Source organism: Pseudomonas sp. FW305-7 (genome assembly GCF_058786735.1).
In genome coordinates, this window is record NZ_JBYSZA010000029.1 from 58,470 (window position 1) to 75,538 (window position 17,069).

At 59.6% G+C, this 17,069-nt stretch carries 14 protein-coding genes; 8 read left to right on the forward strand and 6 right to left on the reverse strand.

Annotated elements, in window-relative coordinates:
• The first annotated feature begins 6 nt into the window (after positions 1 to 6).
• The 4 genes from AC3WMT_RS25885 to AC3WMT_RS25900 all read left to right on the forward strand — a co-directional run bounded on the left by AC3WMT_RS25885 (position 7) and on the right by AC3WMT_RS25900 (position 5,557).
• Complete coding sequence (locus AC3WMT_RS25885) at positions 7 to 1,734, forward strand: J domain-containing protein (RefSeq protein WP_103306048.1); 1,728 nt, start codon at positions 7 to 9, stop codon at positions 1,732 to 1,734.
• Between the two features lie 98 nt (positions 1,735 to 1,832).
• Positions 1,833 to 3,527 carry an acid phosphatase gene (locus AC3WMT_RS25890; protein ID WP_103306047.1) on the forward strand — a complete coding sequence of 565 codons (1,695 nt, stop codon included), beginning with the start codon at positions 1,833 to 1,835 and terminating at the stop codon, positions 3,525 to 3,527.
• Positions 3,528 to 3,647: 120 nt separating this feature from the next.
• Positions 3,648 to 4,850, forward strand: coding sequence for a hypothetical protein (locus tag AC3WMT_RS25895; protein WP_103306046.1), 1,203 nt, complete (start codon positions 3,648 to 3,650; stop codon positions 4,848 to 4,850).
• Between the two features lie 182 nt (positions 4,851 to 5,032).
• Complete coding sequence (locus AC3WMT_RS25900; protein WP_103306045.1) at positions 5,033 to 5,557, forward strand: SET domain-containing protein-lysine N-methyltransferase; 525 nt, start codon at positions 5,033 to 5,035, stop codon at positions 5,555 to 5,557.
• 20 nt (positions 5,558 to 5,577) lie between these two features.
• On the opposite strand, the gene can is transcribed toward AC3WMT_RS25900, so the two are convergent.
• Positions 5,578 to 6,222 carry a carbonate dehydratase gene (gene can / locus AC3WMT_RS25905; RefSeq protein WP_003228196.1) on the reverse strand — a complete coding sequence of 215 codons (645 nt, stop codon included), beginning with the start codon at positions 6,220 to 6,222 and terminating at the stop codon, positions 5,578 to 5,580.
• Between the two features lie 139 nt (positions 6,223 to 6,361).
• Between can and AC3WMT_RS25910 the strand changes: the two genes are divergently transcribed.
• Positions 6,362 to 6,766: a serine kinase/phosphatase gene (locus AC3WMT_RS25910; RefSeq protein ID WP_103306044.1), complete on the forward strand. Its 405-nt coding sequence runs from the start codon at positions 6,362 to 6,364 to the stop codon at positions 6,764 to 6,766.
• Positions 6,767 to 6,889: 123 nt separating this feature from the next.
• Here the strand turns inward: AC3WMT_RS25910 and rimI are convergent, their stop codons facing one another.
• Complete coding sequence (gene rimI, locus AC3WMT_RS25915; RefSeq protein ID WP_007961522.1) at positions 6,890 to 7,342, reverse strand: ribosomal protein S18-alanine N-acetyltransferase; 453 nt, start codon at positions 7,340 to 7,342, stop codon at positions 6,890 to 6,892.
• Positions 7,335 to 8,084, reverse strand: a complete 750-nt coding sequence (locus AC3WMT_RS25920; RefSeq protein WP_103306043.1) for an energy transducer TonB — start codon at positions 8,082 to 8,084, stop codon at positions 7,335 to 7,337. Before AC3WMT_RS25920 ends, rimI begins: the two co-directional genes overlap by 8 nt.
• Positions 8,085 to 8,317: 233 nt before the next feature.
• Between AC3WMT_RS25920 and mksB the strand changes: the two genes are divergently transcribed.
• The 3 genes from mksB to mksF are packed head-to-tail and all read left to right on the forward strand — an operon-like array spanning position 8,318 to position 13,123.
• Positions 8,318 to 9,595, forward strand: coding sequence for an Mks condensin complex protein MksB (gene mksB / locus AC3WMT_RS25925; RefSeq protein ID WP_177431446.1), 1,278 nt, complete (start codon positions 8,318 to 8,320; stop codon positions 9,593 to 9,595).
• Positions 9,585 to 10,286, forward strand: coding sequence for an Mks condensin complex protein MksE (mksE, locus tag AC3WMT_RS25930; RefSeq protein ID WP_053123840.1), 702 nt, complete (start codon positions 9,585 to 9,587; stop codon positions 10,284 to 10,286). Before mksB ends, mksE begins: the two co-directional genes overlap by 11 nt.
• Positions 10,283 to 13,123, forward strand: a complete 2,841-nt coding sequence (gene mksF / locus AC3WMT_RS25935) for an Mks condensin complex protein MksF (protein ID WP_103306041.1) — start codon at positions 10,283 to 10,285, stop codon at positions 13,121 to 13,123. The genes mksE and mksF overlap by 4 nt, the downstream gene beginning before the upstream one ends.
• 207 nt (positions 13,124 to 13,330) lie before the next feature.
• Here mksF and AC3WMT_RS25940 read toward each other — a convergent pair whose 3' ends face one another.
• The 3 genes from AC3WMT_RS25940 to AC3WMT_RS25950 are packed head-to-tail and all read right to left on the reverse strand — an operon-like array spanning position 13,331 to position 16,896.
• Positions 13,331 to 15,634 (reverse strand): PqiB family protein, encoded by a 2,304-nt coding sequence (locus tag AC3WMT_RS25940; RefSeq protein ID WP_103306040.1) that lies wholly within the window; start codon positions 15,632 to 15,634, stop codon positions 13,331 to 13,333.
• On the reverse strand, positions 15,627 to 16,250 hold the full coding sequence (locus tag AC3WMT_RS25945; RefSeq protein WP_103306039.1) for a paraquat-inducible protein A: 624 nt from the start codon (positions 16,248 to 16,250) through the stop codon (positions 15,627 to 15,629). The genes AC3WMT_RS25940 and AC3WMT_RS25945 overlap by 8 nt, the downstream gene beginning before the upstream one ends.
• Positions 16,237 to 16,896: a paraquat-inducible protein A gene (locus AC3WMT_RS25950; protein WP_103306038.1), complete on the reverse strand. Its 660-nt coding sequence runs from the start codon at positions 16,894 to 16,896 to the stop codon at positions 16,237 to 16,239. The genes AC3WMT_RS25945 and AC3WMT_RS25950 overlap by 14 nt, the downstream gene beginning before the upstream one ends.
• Positions 16,897 to 17,069 lie beyond the last annotated feature (173 nt).

Sequence of the window (17,069 nt, forward strand, 5' to 3'; positions counted from 1 at the left end):
TTGGCCATGGATTGCTGGTCGGTGCTGCACCTGCACGATGACGCTGAAGCCCGCGACATCAAACGCGCCTATGCGCGTCTGCTGAAAACCTTCCGCCCCGATGAGGATGCCGAGGGTTTCCAGCGTTTGCGCGAAGCCTACGAACAAGCGTTGGCGATTGCCCGGTGGCGCCTTGAAAACGCTGAGCCTGCGGACGAAGAAGACGTCGCCGTGGCCACGGCCTCCAGCACTTTTGCCGCGCTGGCACTCGATGCTGCGCTGGCAAACAAACACAGCCACCTGCAAAACCAGCCATGGGATGTTGCCGCCCCTGAGTTTCCGCCCGTCAGCCCGGCCGCCCCGGAGCCGTTCGTGCCGCCCGAAAAGGACGAGGTTCTACGTGTCGAGCCCATGGCCGCGGACAGGCATGTAGATGCGCACGCTGTTGAAACGCAAGCCGCACAGCAACTGCTCGAAGGCCTGTCGCCAGACAACCTCGACGAGCGTTGGGATCAGGCGCAACAGCAAGGCTGCGCCAAGGCGTTCGAAAGGCTGTTACTGCAACTGTGTTTTGAACAGCCGCAGCTGCGCGCTCCGGTGCTGCACTGGGCCGTCGAGCAACTGGGATGGTTGGGGCCGTGGCAAGACGTGCTGATGAATGATCGTCAGCGTGACGGGCTCGCCGAGAGCCTGATGGCCGATTACCGAAACACCCTGCAAGCGCTGCTGGAAAGCCAGAGCGAGCGCGAATTCCTCAACGTGCTCAAACGCTACAGTGCCCAACCGTGGCTGCAGGTTTTCGATCGCCGCGAACAATGGCAGCAAACCCTGCTGCACTTGCTCAATGACAGCGAGTGGAGCGTGCCGCTGTTCGACCGCATCGGCCAACTGTTCGGCTGGGATCACAACAAAGGCCTGCACCCGCAACCGAACTGGCTTTGGGACACGTTGATCGAACGCTGCAATCAGGAAAGCTTCTACGACAATCTGCGGACCAAGGCTGAGAGCGATCGCACCTGGGCTGCCGACGTGCAAGCGGCGCATATGCTGATCAATCCGATGAAGCCCAGACAACAGAAGAAACTCATCGACGGGTTTGGTCAGAATGAATGGCAGGCCTGCCACGATCTGTCGGAAAAACTCACGTGGCGTTTCCCGGCACTGCTCGCACGATTGCCCTACGCCGACGCCTTTTACTGGCGGCGCTTTTTTCCACGCCCCATCGCCGCCGAAACCTGGGTACGGGTGTGGGCCGCCATCGCGTTGGCGCTGAGCCTGTTCTATCTGGGCTTAGAGAACAGAACAGCCGCAAACCTTATCTTCATTCCGATGATATTTGCCTGCGTACCCGTATGGTTTTTCCGCTTTGCACTGAGTTGGTGGGTAGTGCTTACATCCCACGTGATCGTTGCGGATCTATGGCTTACCGAAGGACTGATTCCACGCCAATGGAACCCTGACACCCGCTGGCTGGTAATACGTCACGGGGTGCCACAGGTGGTCATGGTGCTGCTGTTTTCTCTGTTGCTCGGGCCGCTCGGGGCACTGACTTACGTCACAGTGATGCTGATCGGCCTGGTGCATAAACGGCGTATCGGTTCGCTCGACCCGGAACTCAGCAGCCGGCGCCCATGGCTGACAGCGCTGCATTGGGCGCATTTCAGTCCTTTGCAATTGGTGGTTCTGGTCGTCATGACGGCGATTACGGCCGCCAGCCGGCTAGGTTACTCGCTCAACTCGCTCATGCCCGGCTAGGTATACCGCGAGCCGACACACTGTCACCTAGCCGTCATATTCACTTGTTAGCGTCCGCCCGAAACATACTGAAACAATTAAGCTGAGCGGGCTGACAGATGAAAGACGAAACAGATGGCACTGACGCACCTGAATCCGAAACCCCCACCGACACCAGTCGCCGCCGCTTCCTCGGTGGCGTCGCGGTGCTCGGTGTCGGTGCCACGCTGGCCGGGTGTGGCAGCGCCAGCGATCAACCGGGTAAACCGGCCGAGCGCCCGCTGACGCCCGCCGAGCTGGACAAAGCCCTGCGCGATCAGGTGAAAACCGTGGTGGTGATCTACGCCGAGAACCGCAGTTTCAATAACCTGTTCGGTGATTTCCCCGGTGTCGAAAAGCCGCTGACCGCGCTCAAGCCCGGCGACTATCAACAACGTGATCGCGACGGCTCGCTGCTGCAAACCCTGCCTCCGGTCTGGGGCGGTGTGCTGCAGATCGGCCCGCAAACCCTTGATGGCGTGACTTACCCCAGCGCCACACAGTTTCAGGAAAACCTGCCCAACGCGCCATTCGCCCTCAAAGGCCCGAACGGCGAAGACTTGCCGTTCGGCCTGGTGACCCGCGACTTGTGGCACGTGTTCTATCAGAACCAAATGCAGATCAATGGCGGCAAGAACGATGGCTTCGTCGCCTGGGCCGACTCCGGTGGCTTGACCATGGGCCACTACGCCCAGAGCCGCTATTCCCTGCGCCTGTGGGATGTCGCGCAGGAGTTCGTGCTGTGCGACAACTTTTTCCAGGGCGCCTTCGGTGGCTCATTCCTCAATCACCAATACCTGATCAGCGCCACCGCGCCGTTTTATCCGGATGCGGCCAACTCAGTGGCCAAGTCGCAGATCGCCACCCTGCAAAGTGCTGATCCGGCCGACTCGCGACTCAAGCCGCTGGAACAGTCACCGGCCAGCGCCATGACCGGCCCGCCGCAGTTCGGCCCGAGTGCGCTGACCCCGGACGGTTTTGGCGTCAACACCCTCGCCCCGCCCTACTGGCCCACCTGGATTCGCGACCCGGAGCGCCCGGCGTATTCCAAACCGGACCTGCCCAACGTCATGGTGCCGCAGACCCACGAACACATCGGCGACAAACTGTCGAAGAAGAACATCGATTGGGCCTGGTACGCCGGGGCATGGCAGGCAACGCTGGAGCAATACAAGGACTCCGGTGGCATTCCCAAGATTCCGAACTTTCAGTATCACCATCAGCCGTTCAACTACTTCAAGCAGCAAGGCCCGGAAAACCCGGACGAGCGCAATAAACGCCTGCGCGACGCCGGTTTGGGTGACGAGTCGAGTACCAACAGGTTTTTCGCCGACGCCGAGGCCGGCAAGCTACCGGCCGTGAGCTTCTACAAACCGCAGGGCAACCTGAACATGCACGCCGGTTACGCCGATGTCGCCTCCGGTGACCGGCATATCGTCCGTGCGCTGAAGGTACTGCGCGAAAGTCCGCAGTGGAAAAACATGGTGGTGATCGTCACGGTCGACGAAAACGGCGGCTGGTGGGACCACGTCGCGCCGCCCAAGGGCGACCGCTGGGGCCCGGGATCGCGGGTGCCGGCTTTGGTGGTGTCACCGTTTGCGCGCAAGGGCACGGTGGATCACACGATTTACGACACGGCGTCGATCCTGCGGTTGATCACCCGAGTGTTCCAGCTTGAGACCCTCAACGGCCTCAAGCAGCGTGACGAGGCGATGATAGCCCGTGGCCAGAAACCCATGGGCGATCTGACCAACGCCCTGCATTTTCGGGCCTGAGGACGCGTTCTGCGGTGTGGCGCAAAATTTCTGTGAATGACGGCTTTTCTGTGCAACACGGCTGATCCACTATGAGGCGCCCCCCGCCCCGCGGGGAACCACGCTGAAAAGGATCTGAGCATGTTCAAACTCGCAGGACTGATTCCCACAACACTGGCCCCCACAGCACTGGCACTCGCCGCGCTCACACTGAGCGCGGCCGCCCACGCCGATGTCGACTTGAAACTGGGCAGCACCGAACGCGTCACGCGCCTCTTCGCCTACCCCAACAACTGCAGCGTGATCTGCTTTCGCAACTGGACGCTGGAGCAGACCGTCGCGCATTACCTGAGCCAGAGCGTGCAACGCGACGGTTATGCCAATGCCAAAGTGCTGGTGAAAAACGATAACGACCAGCTCTACGCCGAAATCAGCGGTGTGCCGGCCGGTTACGACAAACCGCTGTCCGCGCTGCTCGATGCCGGTGATCTCGCTTACGCCGGCGCCAGCAAACTCAACGCCGACGGCAAATGGGCGTACAGCTGGTATCTGTTCCTGCCGTTGGGCATGGCCCTGGAAAATCGCAAAAGTGTCGAATTGCTGCACTTCCCGCCGGATTACTCGCTGACCCAGGCTCAGGATTATCTGCGCTCGAACACCACCGACCGGTGGGCCACGCTGTTGACGGTCAATGGCATTCCCGCCGAGCAGACCCCGGCCTATCAGACCATCATCGACATAGCGCCGATCGCCGCGCCGGCCAGCGCCGGCAGTGATCTGGAAGGCGTTTATGACTACTTCAAGGACTACCAGACCACGCTGGTCAAACAATTCAGCCAAACCTCCAGCGGCAAGACACTGCCGATGGTGGCTTTCGGCGCGCCGGTACGCAACTGGATCAAGCAGCAATACGGGCCAACGGTCAGCGTACTGGGCCTGGCGACCATCAGCCCGAGCGCGGGCGTGAACGTGCCGGTGCTGGGATCGAACCATCCGAGTTACATCTGGTACGCCGCCGACCCGAAAAGCTATACCGGCGACGATGCACAGGCCAAGGCTGACGCCGCCGGCCTGAAAGTCATGGGGCAGGATTTGAGCGCTGCCTGCTGGCAAGCCGATATGGGCAGCAGACCAGGCAGCAACGCGCAGGCCACCCTCAACAACTGCACGCAGACCTGGCAAGTCACGCAAAAAGCGAAAACCTGCGAGCTGTTCTACACCTCAATCCGCAACCTGACGCCGGAACAGGCCGCCGCCAAATGCGCGACCACGCCGATCAAAGCGCAACTGCAGCAGCTGAAGGCGCCGATGCCAGACACCGCGGTGCCCGCTCCGCACCTGTAACCGCTCAAGCACCATTCCCGTGTCAGTCATCACTGACACGGGAAAGCGTCTATTTCGCCTGTCAGATCTGACAGTAGACGTGGCGATAGTTTTTACGACAGGATTGGATCCAAACAGCCATGTTGCAGAACTGACAGGACGTCAGTGCAAGGAAGTCGCAGCATCTTCCAACAAGGATTGTTATGAATACCCACGCGTTTGCAGGATCCGTCCCTCACGATACCGAGGGCATTTACCCGTTCGCAGGGTTACCCGTACGGCTGGGCTTTCCCTCCTTCGCCGACTTTGAAATCCTCCACGATGAGTACGCCACCCCAACCGGGGTCGCGGCGCGCCGGGAATTTCTGCATACCAGCCGGATGTGCCGGGTGTCGGGACAACTGCTGCCCTACCGCTGTCGCCAGACCCGACAACTGCTGACCGGCATCCATATCTACGATCCACGCTTTTGTGGATTGCTCGAACACGCCTGCGACCCGAACGTGTTTCTCGACATGAGCGAACTCTGGCTGTGGGCCTTGAAAGATATCCACAGGGGCGAGCGGCTGACCATGGATTACGCCGCCACCGAAGACAAACTGCTGCGCCAGTTCGCCTGCGGTTGCGGTTCTTCGCGCTGCCGTGGGTGGATCACCGGTTACAACGAACCACCCACCCTTGAAGGTCAGCATTATCTGCAACGCTGGCGCGGCCATGGCCTGGGTTGAGCAGTGCTTTCAGATTCAGGCTACAACGCACCTACCGGACGCAAACGGTATTGCGGCGGCAATTGCTCGAAACCGCTGATGGTCGTGTTCAGGCTTTTCCAGCGGCCATCCTTGATGCCGTAGATGCAGCCGTGGATCGACAGGCTCTGCCCACGATGCCAGGCGTTCTGAATGATGCTGGTGTGGGCAACGTTGGCCACTTGCTGGACCACGTTGAGTTCGCACAGACGATCGACCTGCTCTTCTTCGGTCGGCAACTTGGCCAGTTCCTCGCGCTTTTCGTAGTACAGGTCGCGGATCGAGCGCAGCCAGCCATCGATAAGGCCGAACTGACGGTCCTGCATCGACGCACGCACACCGCCACAACCGTAGTGACCGGTCACCAGAATGTGTTTGACCTTGAGCACGTCCACCGCGTACTGGATCACCGACAGGCAGTTGAGGTCGGTATGCAGCACCACGTTGGCGACGTTACGGTGTACGAACAGATCGCCCGGCAACATGCCGACGATTTCATTGGCCGGCACCCGTGCGTCGGAACAGCCGATCCACAGATACTCAGGCGTTTGCTGACGCGCCAGCTTGGCGAAGAAATCCGGGTCTTCCTTGGTGATCGCGTCAGCCCAACGCTCGTTGTTATCAATCAGGTCTTGTAAGTCGTGCATATGTAAGGCCTCAAGAAAGATGCGCAGCTTTGACAGACGACCGTCGGTCGGGGTCACGAAAGGATCGCAAGTGTTTTCGTTGGAATTCTCGTGTGCCGGGTGAGTCCACCTAGTAAGGCCCACACTATGAGGATTTGCCATGACTGATTCACGACGACCTTACGATGCTGTGCAACCGGAGCCCATCGATGATAACGAAGACCGCATGGGATCGGTGCACGAGCTGGATTTCGACGACGAAGAGCCCAGCGCGAAGATTGGCGATGAGATTCCGGAGCGGGAACGCGAACAATTGATGCCCGATGAGCGAGTGCGTGAAGCCGGGCTTACCGGCGCATCGACCGCTGACCATGAACCGACCGACGATGACTTGAGCCCGGAAACCCTGATCCATGAAGATGGCGCGCGGGATGCCGAGGAGGCTGGCGAAGACAATCCGGCGGATTGGGATCTGAGCTTGGTCGATGAAGATGACATCGGTGGCGGCAATGGTCTGGATGAGGCTGAACTGGCGCGGCGCGATCCGCTGGATGGCAACCGCTGATCATCGTTTCAGATAGATCGCTATCGCGGGCAAGCCCGCTCCCACAGTGATTGGAGTCGTACGCAGATGATGTGCTCGACGCGATACCTGTGGGAGCGGGCTTGCCCGCGATGCTTTAACTTTTTAATCGACCAAGGTGCAGGCCATGACCACGGCGTCTTCGCGCCCGCCAACAGCCGGATAGTAATCCCGGCGCCGGCCAATTTCGTTGAAGCCATAACGCTCATACAACTTGAACGCAGCTGTATTGCTGTCACGCACTTCGAGAAAGCACTCGCGAGCTTCAGCTGCATACGCCCGCGACATCAGATGCTCCAGCAACGTCAGCCCCAGCCCGCGCCCCTGATTCTCCGGTTTGACCGTGATATTGAGCAGATGCGCCTCATCGAGAATGATCTGCACCACGCCGTGGCCGACCTGCTGCTGACCTTCGAACATCAGCCAGATCTGGTATTTGCCCAGCCCGTCGAGAAAAATCCCGCGGGTCCACGGATGGCTGTACGCCGCGTATTCGATCTTCAATACAGCGTCCAGGTCCGCCTCGGTCATCGGGCGGAACGATACAGCTTCACTCATTCGATTGTTTCCAGCGCGCCATCAGCCGACGCATGGCTTGCCACACAGCGGCCTTGCGCTGTGGCTCTTCCATTAACAACTCCAGACCGGGAATGGCCCAGGCCGAGCCCAGACCTTCGATCTGCAATTCACGATTGAACGCTTCGGCGTCCGCCTCACCGGCAAAGCGCACCGCCGGCAGGCCGATCAGCCACAGGCACGCACACGGCGCCGCTTCCATCTGTACCGAAAGGAAACCCTGGACGAAGTCGCGCGCCGCCTCCGGGCCTTGATCCATGGTGCCGCGATTGAGCCAAGGCCAGCGCACCGGCTCGCCGACGATTTGTGGCGCATCCGGCAGACCGGCGGCGCGCAGCATGTCTTTAAGCAGCAGATAGGCGGGATCGCGGCTCTGGAACGGCTCGCCTGTGGGTAACTCGACCAGCAGCAGGCAACGCCCGGCACGCAGCAATTGCAGAGCGAAACGCGGTGGCGGTACGGGCACAGGCTTAGCCACAACGGGTGTCTCGTCGGCCTCTTCCACCGGTTTGGCGTTGGTTCGCGTGCTGGCCAGCGAAGGGCGCGGCACTTCGATCTTCGGCCGCTCAGCCGGACGCGCGACAGCTGCTTGTACCGGGGCTTCGGCCTGCGATGCCTGTAGCAGCGGAACCTCAATCTCGGGCTCGGGCATGTCCAGCAGCTCGGGCCGCGACGGGGCGGCGAAGGGCAATTCGGTGCGCGGCAGCCAATTGACCACCTGCATGGCGTTCAAATAGGCGCGGCGGCGAGACTCGATAAGCAAAGGTCGGCCACTTGTGGATAACTGAAAGTGCGCTGATTCTACCGCCCTTCGCTCAAGATCGCTTGCTGTTGATCGATAGCCTTGACCAATGCTCTTTACCCTGGAAAAAACAGCAGCCCGTCCCGAGAGTGAATTGCAGCCTTCGTGATGCAGTACAATCGCGGCTTTTAATCGCCAACCAGCCGGCCATTCCGATGATCGAACCCAAGCGCGTCTTGCGCGCCCTCGCTGAACACTGGGCACTTCTGGAGCCACTGTGCGAGCACTTCGACCAAGGCACCCTGAGCCTCAACGAACTGCGTACGCAACTGGCCGCCCAACAACTGGACAGCACGCCGCAGGACATCACCAGCCTGCTCGACGTGTGGATTCGCCTGGATATTCTGATTCCGGTGGCGAAAAGCCCGAACCGATTCGAGCTGAACGCGCAGATTCACGACTTCCTCGCCTACTTGCGTCGTGAACACCGCTTGGGCCTGTGCCTGGAGATCGAAGCCTATCTGCGCCACCTCGAGCGTCTGGCGGGTTATATCCAGGACGCGTTCGACGTCCGCGACGGCCACGACCTGGCCCGTCAGTTGCGCTTGCTCGACATGCGCGTACGTGACGTGCTGAAGAAACTCGACAACGACGAACAGGCACTGGTGGCCGTGGCTGAACGGGCCAAGACCAGCGACCGGCAAATTCCATTGCGCCAGCGTTACGCTGAAGTGTTGGCGACCTGGGATGAATACGTCGAGCCGATGATCGATCTGGTGAATGCCGACGGCGCTTTCGAACAAGGCGTGCGCAAGGTCGAAACGGTATTGCTGAAGATGCTCAGCGAACAGCAACGCCTCGGCCATCTGGTCGATGACGACATGCTGCTGCGCACCCACGCGCGCATCCTCGAAATGCAAACCAGCGCCCAGTTGACTTTGCGTCATGCCCGCGAACTGCTGCTGCCACTGCGTGAAGAAGCGCGCCGGCATAACGCCGTGACCCGTGGTGCCGCGCTGGCGCTGGCGGCGATTCGCCGCAAAGGCATTGATGCCGTGCCGCAAGCGGCGATGCCGCTGTTTACCCGCCCGCAGAGCACCTTCCTCGGCAGCGCCAGTCAGGTCGAAGCCTACGTCTACGCTTTGGCGCGTTTCGAGCCGAAACCGGCGCGATTCCCCAAGGCGCACAAGACGCAGAAAGGCGAAGCACCGCGTGCGCCACGCACCGTGCGCGAGATGGTCGACCGTTGCGAAGAAGCCCTGCCGATGCCGGACCTGATGACCTGGCTGCTGGAACAGGAACCGGACGGCGCCACCGACGAATTGCTTTACTGGTTCTCGCGCCTGTCGCGGGAAAAACGTTTCAAGCGCGAGCGTCTGGAACGCCGCGAATACCACACTCACGAGCACCAGGTCAGCCTGCGCTCCTTCGCCCTGCTCTCGGCCAGCGACACCGCCGCCGAGGATTCTGCGAGCATCCCACATGCATCTTGATCTTTCCGAACTGTCGCAACTCGCGCCGATTTTCCGCGAGTTGTTCAAGGGCTACCACGTCAGCCGCCGCGACCCGGAGCTGTACGCGCAACTGTCGAACTTCCAGGATCAGTACCGCACGCTGTTCAAGGCGCTGGGTTTTGAACTGGTCTGCGACACCCGTGGCTTCTACTACTTCGTGCCGGACATGGCCGCTGCGGCGGTGAACAAGACTGCCCAGCGTCTGGCGCTGTTCACTTTCATCCTCGTCGAGCATCTGGCCGATCAGGGCCGCGACCCGATCGCCGTGCTCGATGGCGGTAGCCTCGGCCGCGAAGAGTTGCCATCGCTGCTGGAAAAATACCGCGACCTGTTCATTCAGGCCGAAGTGCAAACGGTTGAAGAACTCGAAGAAAAGATCATGCGTCGCATGACTCAACTGGGTTTCGCTGGCGAAGAAAACGGCGTTTACCGTTTCCTGCCGCCGATGCACCGCTTCCTCGACGTGTGCCTGTCGGTGCAGCAAGACCGCGATCTGGCGGCCAGCGTGCACAGCGTATTGCCACTGCCGGCGCCGGTGCTGATCGACGAAGCAGCCGAAGCGAAATTCCTCGAAACCGACGATCCGCTCGATCTCAGCGAATTTGACGAAGAAAGCGAAGAAGACGCACTGGCCCGCGCCATTGCCGAAGAACAGGAGTCCGACGCATGAGCCAGGAACGCTACGGCATCCGCCGCTTTGCCCTTTTGAACACTGCCGGTTACAGCCTCGGTCTGTTCCCGCTGGAAGAACCGTTGTCGGTTTACGGCGCGAATAACCTCGGTAAATCGGCGTCGATCAACGCCTTGCAGTTCCCGATTCTGGCGCGCATGTCGGACATGAGTTTCGGCAAGTACAGCCTCGAACAATCGCGGCGCTTCTACTTCGCCTCCGACACCAGTTACATCCTCGTCGAAGTGAACCTGCCGCACGGCCCACACGTGATTGGCGTGGTCGGTCGCGGCCCGGGTGGTGGTTTCGGTCACCAGTTCTTCGCCTATGCCGGCAAGCTCGACCTGGCCCATTACCAGAAGAACGACACCTGCCTGCGCCAGAAAGAGCTGTTCAGCAACCTTGAGAAAGAAGGCCTGAAAGCCTACGAACTGAAGCCTGATGAACTGCGTCGATTGCTGGTTGGCGGTCACACGTCGATCCCGCTGGACCTGACGCTGATCCCGCTGCGCTCCACCAGCGAGCAGAGCCTGAAAACGTTCCGCGCACTGTTCATCAACCTGCTGCACATGCGCGAAATCACTGCGGCCAAGCTCAAGCAATTGTTCCTCGATGCTTTCGAACACAGCCTGCGTTCCGGCAGCGTCGATTACATCGCCGCGTGCGAAGAAGCCTTCCGCGATGTGCGTCGGATGGAGCAGGACTACAACTCGCTGGTCGCTGCCGGTCCATTGGTTGAAGCCTTGGCCAACGGCGTGAAACAGCGCGACGTACTGCGCGGCAAACTGCATCGCCTGTCGCCGCTGCTCGATTCCTTGCTCGGCACCTGGTCGGACTACGCCAGTGCGCGCAAGGAAGAACTGACGATTCAAGCCGACCACTACCGTGGCGAGCAGGACAGCCTGCAAAACGATCAACGCGGGGGCACTCAGGAGTTGATGCGTCTGGAGCGGGAAATTTCCGGCATCCAGCGCTGGCTCGGCGAGTTATCGGTGCTGAAGAACCGCTTCGCGCTGGTCGACGACGTCAAAGTGCTGGAGCAACAATTGCTCGCGGCCAAAGACGCCCACGACGAACTGGCCGGTGCGCTGGCGCAATCGCGTCAGTTCAGTGCGGAGGATCTGGAAGAGCGCCTGCGCGATCTGGAAAAACGCCTGAAGTCGGTCAAGCAGCAACTCGATCACGCTGACAACAACAGCTACGCCCGTCTGCGCGAAGAGTTTTCGCAACAGGACGTTGAACGTTTGATGCGCCTGTTCAACAGTGCGCTGTTCAGCCTGCCGCTGGGCGAACACGGCATCACCCTCGACGAGGATGGCCAGTGGGTGAAATCGGTTGAGCTGATTCTTGATGGCTTCAAGGGCGAGCGTTTCGAAGTGCCGGGCCTGTCGATCGACATCTCGCACATCGAGCCGCCGGCTCTGCAAGCGCTGGCCGACCGTGCCGCATTGCGCGATCAGAAAGAGCGTCTGGAAAAAGAACTCAAGCAACTGAAAACCCAGCAAGCCGTGGCTGCCGACCGTGCCGCGAGCAAGACCCAGACCGAAGCGCTGTACCAGCAAGTGCTGGACGCGCAGAAGGCGCTGGAAGACTTCCGCCGTACTCAAACGCTGAGCGCCGAAGAAGGCGACAAGCTCGAGCAACTGGCGCAGATGGAAGCGGCGCAGGACGAACTCAAGCGTTCCAGCGATGCGTTCACCGAGCGCGTCCAGCAACTGTCGGCCAAGCTGCAACTGGTCGGCCGGCAAATTGCCGACATGGAAGCCAAGCAACGCACCCTCGACGATGCCCTGCGTCGTCGTCAGCTGTTGCCGGCAGACCTGCCGTTCGGTACGCCGTTCATGGATCCGGTCGACGATTCGATGGACAACCTGCTGCCGCTGCTCAACGATTATCAGGACAGTTGGCAGGGTCTGCTGCGTGCCGATGGCCAGATCGAAGCGCTGTACGCGCAGGTGCGCCTCAAAGGCGTGGCCAAGTTCGACAGCGAAGACGATATGGAGCGCCGTCTGTCACTGCTGATCAACGCTTACGCGCACCGTACCGACGAAGCGCTGACGCTGGGCAAAGCCCGCCGCGCGGCCGTCACCGACATTGCCCGAACCCTGCGCAACATCCGCAGCGACTACGACAGCCTCGAGCACCAACTGGCGCTGTTCAACCGCGAGATCAACAAGCGTCAGGTGTCCAACCTGCAGAGCTTCCGCATTGTGCTGGCGCCGAACAAGGAAGCGCTCAAGCACATCGACCAGATCATCCACAGCGCCGGTCAGTACGAAGAAGGCGAAACCCTGTCGGTGTTCGACCTCAGCCAAAGCGCCGAGCAGGACAACAAGAACGAAGAGGCCAAGGAATATCTGGCACGGCTGGTGGCGGCGAACCACAACCAGCTCGGTCTCAAGGATTTGTTCGAACTGGCATTTGAGATCACCAAGGTCAACGGTCAGCCGGTTATCCACACGGACATCGACGGCGCGGCGTCCAACGGTACGACCATGACCATCAAGGCGCTGACCAACATGTATTTGTTGCTGCACTTGATGGACCGCGATCTGGCCGGCCGTGTGCGCCTGCCGTACTACCTCGACGAGGCGGCGGATATCGACGAGAAGAACCAGGCTGCGTTGCTGGAAACCAGTCTGCAACTGGGCTTCGTGCCGATTCTGGCAAGTGTGAAGCCACAGGTCTGCGCCAGTGTCGCCATCGACCTGGAGGGCGGCAGTGGCCCGGCGGGGATCTACATTGATGAGGCAGACTGGAAATACATCCGCCGCCATGATGTGGTGAAGGCGACCGTCAATGTGGAAGCGGATGAGCCGGAGCTGGATGAGGTTTGATCGGCTTTAGCTGAAGACAAAAAAGGGCCGCGATCTGATGGGATCGCGGCCCTTTTTTATGGCTTGAGGTTTGTGCTGATTTTCAGGGACTCATCGCTGGCAAGCCAGCTCCCACAGGTTTTGCGTAGTACACAAATTCTGTGTGCACCACTGATCACTGTGGGAGCTGGCTTGCCAGCGATGGCATCCTTACGGACACCGCAGGATCTACTTACCGAGCGGAATCTTCGGCGCCCAGGTCAGCCACTCATCTTCAAACTTGTCGAACAACGGGAATGTCTGCTCGGCCCGCGCCGGGTTGCCCATGCGCTCGCCATCTGGCGTAGCGAAAGCAATACCGCCCTGAATCGCCGTTTCCAGCGACTCCGTGCGTACGGTCAAACCGTTGAACAAGCCGATGTCGAAACCGACACCGCTGGTATTCCAGAAACGACTGCCGCTGCGCACCAGAGGTGCGTACTTCGGCTCGATCAGAATGTGTACCAGTACCCGGTCGGCAGTCTGACCCAGTTCATAACCGGTGACCTTGCCCACGGTGATTTCACGGTAAGTCACCGGCACGCCCGGTTTCAGCGAGCCGCGACGGGCAGCGCTCAAAACCAGACTCAACCCCGCCTCTTGCTTGGTCACTTCCGGCGCATTGGCCAAGGCCACGAAGTTCTTCTGTGGGCCAAGATTCTTTGCCGCCGGTTGCACTTCGACGTATTGCCCGGTCACCAGCGTTTCCAGGTTCGACGTCTTCATCAAACCCAACTCCGGCTTGACCACCCAGAACTGGCTGCCAACGCGGGCAATCTTCTCCGGCACTTCAGTGATGCGCGCGGTGAGCAAGACAGATTGCATGTCGTCCGCCAGATCCACACTTTCGATCTTGCCGACATCCAGGCCTTTGAAGCGCACCGGGGTACCGCTGCGCAAACCATCAGCGCGATCAACCTTGATCGTCACCACTGTGCCTTTGCGATCGGCTTCGTCATGGTTGGCGAACAAGCGGAAGCGCGGAATACGTTTGCGCAATGGCGCATTGGTTTGCGGCGTTTCGAAGGCGATGCCGCCGGCCATCAGCGTTTGCAGCGATTCGCTCTTCACCTGAATGCCGCCAGTCAAACCGCCGGTCAGCGTGATACCGCTGACATTCCAGAAACGGGTCGAAGCGTTGACCAGGTTTTCGTATTCCTTATCGATGTGCACGCCAATGACCAATTGCTTCTTGGTCTTGGAGAACTGGTAGCTCTGCACCGAACCGACCTTGACCTGTTTGTACAGAATCGGACTGCCCACATCGATCGAGCCAAGGACATCGGTGAACAGCACCAGGTGCAAGCCCGGCGAGCGCAGATCCAGCGGCGGCGCTTTCGGCCGGGCCTCGAATTCGCGTTTCGGTGCTGCACCTTTGTCGCCCGGGCGTACAGCGATGTAGTTACCCTTCACCAAGGCTTCCAGGCCAGTGATACCGGCCAGGGAAATCGACGGCTTGACCACCCAGAACTGCGTGCCATCGACCAGATAGTCCTCAGCCAATGGATCAAGGGTGAGCTCGGCGGTGGCGCTGTTCAGGTCAGGATCGACTTTCAGCGCTTTCATGTTGCCGACTTGAATGCCTTTGTACATCACCGGGGTGCGCCCGGCCTGTAGCCCTTCAAAGTCGCTGAGTTTGACCTTCACGCGAATACCGGCGGCGGCGGCGTCGAAGTCTTCGTAGAGACGGAACGGCAGGCTTGGATCGGTCGGTGGACTGTCCTTGCGGTTCTCCGGCGTGGCGAAAGCGATACCGCCGGCGACAATACTGGCGAGCGACTCGCTGCGCACTTTTACGCCGGACAGGTTGGCATCGATGCTGATGCCGCTGGCATTCCAGAATCGCGTGTGTTTGCGCACCAGTTTGGCGTAGGTCGGCTCGATGAACACTTTGAGCTCAACGGTGCTCTGGTCTTCCGAAAGCACGTAGCTTTTGATCTGGCCAACCTTGATCTGCTTGTAGAACACCGGACTGCCCCGATTCAGCGAACCGAGACGATCAGCCTTGATCGTCAGGTGCAGGCCAGGTTTGGAGTCCGAAAGCGGCGGTTCTTCGGCCAGCGCCTTGAACTTGCGCGTAGGCTCGCCTTCGCCGGGGCTGATGGCTACGTAGTTGCCCGAAACCAGAGTTTCCAGCCCGGTAATACCGGCCAGGGTGACGCTCGGCTTAACCAGCCAGAAACGCGTGCTGGTCTTGAGGTATTGCTCGACATCTTTATTCATCTCGACGGTGGCGATGACCCCTTTGGAGTTGCCCTCATCGTCGAGTTTGAGCGCTTTGACCTTACCGACCGACATGCCTTTGTACATGACCTCGGTCTTGTTGGCCTGGATGCCTTCACCGCTTTCGAAGCGCACCTGGATCTCGATGCCGGTTTCGGAGTAGGCACGCCAGCCGAGCCAGCCACCGATGATCAGTGCGATCAAAGGCAGTACCCAAATGGCAGACCAGTTCGAGGCCGGTCGGGTTTTCGCTACAGGCAAATCAGTCATGGTCGTCGTCCGACTCCGTGTTATCCCAAATCAGTCGGGGATCGAAAGTTACTGCGGCAAGCATCGTCAGAATCACCACAGTGGCGAAGGCGATGGCGCCAAGATTGGCTTCGACACTGGCAAGCCGGCCGAAGTTGACGACCGCCACCAGAATGGCGATCACAAATATATCGAGCATCGACCAACGGCCGATGAACTCGATAAAACGGTACATCCAGATGCGTTGACGCGCAGACAGCGGCTGGCGTCGTTGCACCGAGAACAGCAACAGCGCGATACCGACCAGTTTGAAGGTCGGCACCAGAATACTGGCGATGAACACCACGGCGGCAATCGGAATCATCCCGTGCTGCACCAGTTGAATCACCCCGGACATGATGGTGCTCGGATCACCCTGCCCCAAAGAACTGACAGTCATGATCGGCAGGACGTTGGCCGGAATGTAGATAATTGCCGCGGTAATCAGCAAAGCCCAGGTTCGGGTCAGACTGTTTGGGCGGCGCGGGTGAACGAGAGCCCCACAGCGGGTGCAGGTTTGTTCGTCGCTGCCCTCTTCCTGCCTGTTCAATTCGTGGCATTCAGTACAAATCAAAATGCCCGCATCAATCGCCCGCATGAGCATCCTCTCCCGATAATGCCTGCCAGATCTGATGCGGTGACATCACCACTTCCAGCCAGACCTGGACCAACAACAAACCGATGAAACACACCAGGCCGAGGCCGACGGTGATGGCCGCCATGTCCGCCAGTTTGACGATCGCCACCAGCACGCCCATGAGGTAGACCTCGAGCATCCCCCAATCTCTGAGGTGGTGGTAAATGCGGTAGAGCAACAGACCATAGCTGCGGCCGACATTGAAGCGAATTGTCAGTAAAACGAACAACTGGCAGAGCAACTTGAGCAGCGGTATCGCCATGCTGCACAGGAATACGACGATCGAAACGCCCTGCATGTCAGTGTTGAACAGACCGAGCACGCCGCTCCAGACCGTATCCTGCGAAGATTGTCCGAGAATATTGAGCTGCATGATTGGTAAAAAGTTTGCCGGGATGTACAACAGCAATGCGGCGATGACCAGGGCAAGGCTGCGCTGCACCACATTATGGCGATGGGCGTACAGCTCGTAACCGCAGCGTGGGCAGAGGGCTTTTTCGCCATGAGCAAGTGTTGGTTTGCGCATCAGCAGGTCGCACTCGTGACAGGCCACCAAGTCTTCCAGCGGTAAATCTGACAGCCCTTGGGCGCCAACCGGATCTGACATAAAGGCTCTGACTCCGAAAAAGGTGGGGCTATTCTAGTGTTCTGATTCGAAAATAACTGTGCAAATTTGTTCGCTGTCGCGAGTAAAACTTTTCTACGGGCAAAACAAAACCCCAACTGCTTTCGCAATTGGGGTTTCGGAATTTAATCTTGACGATGACCTACTCTCACATG

Coding starts and splice junctions, on each gene's coding strand:
- AC3WMT_RS25885 (WP_103306048.1), top strand. CDS start 7: ATGGATTGCTGGTCGGTGCTGCACCTGCACGATGACGCTGAAGCCCGC.
- AC3WMT_RS25890 (WP_103306047.1), top strand. CDS start 1,833: ATGAAAGACGAAACAGATGGCACTGACGCACCTGAATCCGAAACCCCC.
- AC3WMT_RS25895 (WP_103306046.1), top strand. CDS start 3,648: ATGTTCAAACTCGCAGGACTGATTCCCACAACACTGGCCCCCACAGCA.
- AC3WMT_RS25900 (WP_103306045.1), top strand. CDS start 5,033: ATGAATACCCACGCGTTTGCAGGATCCGTCCCTCACGATACCGAGGGC.
- can (WP_003228196.1), bottom strand. CDS start 6,222: ATGCACGACTTACAAGACCTGATTGATAACAACGAGCGTTGGGCTGAC.
- AC3WMT_RS25910 (WP_103306044.1), top strand. CDS start 6,362: ATGACTGATTCACGACGACCTTACGATGCTGTGCAACCGGAGCCCATC.
- rimI (WP_007961522.1), bottom strand. CDS start 7,342: ATGAGTGAAGCTGTATCGTTCCGCCCGATGACCGAGGCGGACCTGGAC.
- AC3WMT_RS25920 (WP_103306043.1), bottom strand. CDS start 8,084: ATGCAGGTGGTCAATTGGCTGCCGCGCACCGAATTGCCCTTCGCCGCC.
- mksB (WP_177431446.1), top strand. CDS start 8,318: ATGATCGAACCCAAGCGCGTCTTGCGCGCCCTCGCTGAACACTGGGCA.
- mksE (WP_053123840.1), top strand. CDS start 9,585: ATGCATCTTGATCTTTCCGAACTGTCGCAACTCGCGCCGATTTTCCGC.
- mksF (WP_103306041.1), top strand. CDS start 10,283: ATGAGCCAGGAACGCTACGGCATCCGCCGCTTTGCCCTTTTGAACACT.
- AC3WMT_RS25940 (WP_103306040.1), bottom strand. CDS start 15,634: ATGACTGATTTGCCTGTAGCGAAAACCCGACCGGCCTCGAACTGGTCT.
- AC3WMT_RS25945 (WP_103306039.1), bottom strand. CDS start 16,250: ATGCGGGCGATTGATGCGGGCATTTTGATTTGTACTGAATGCCACGAA.
- AC3WMT_RS25950 (WP_103306038.1), bottom strand. CDS start 16,896: ATGTCAGATCCGGTTGGCGCCCAAGGGCTGTCAGATTTACCGCTGGAA.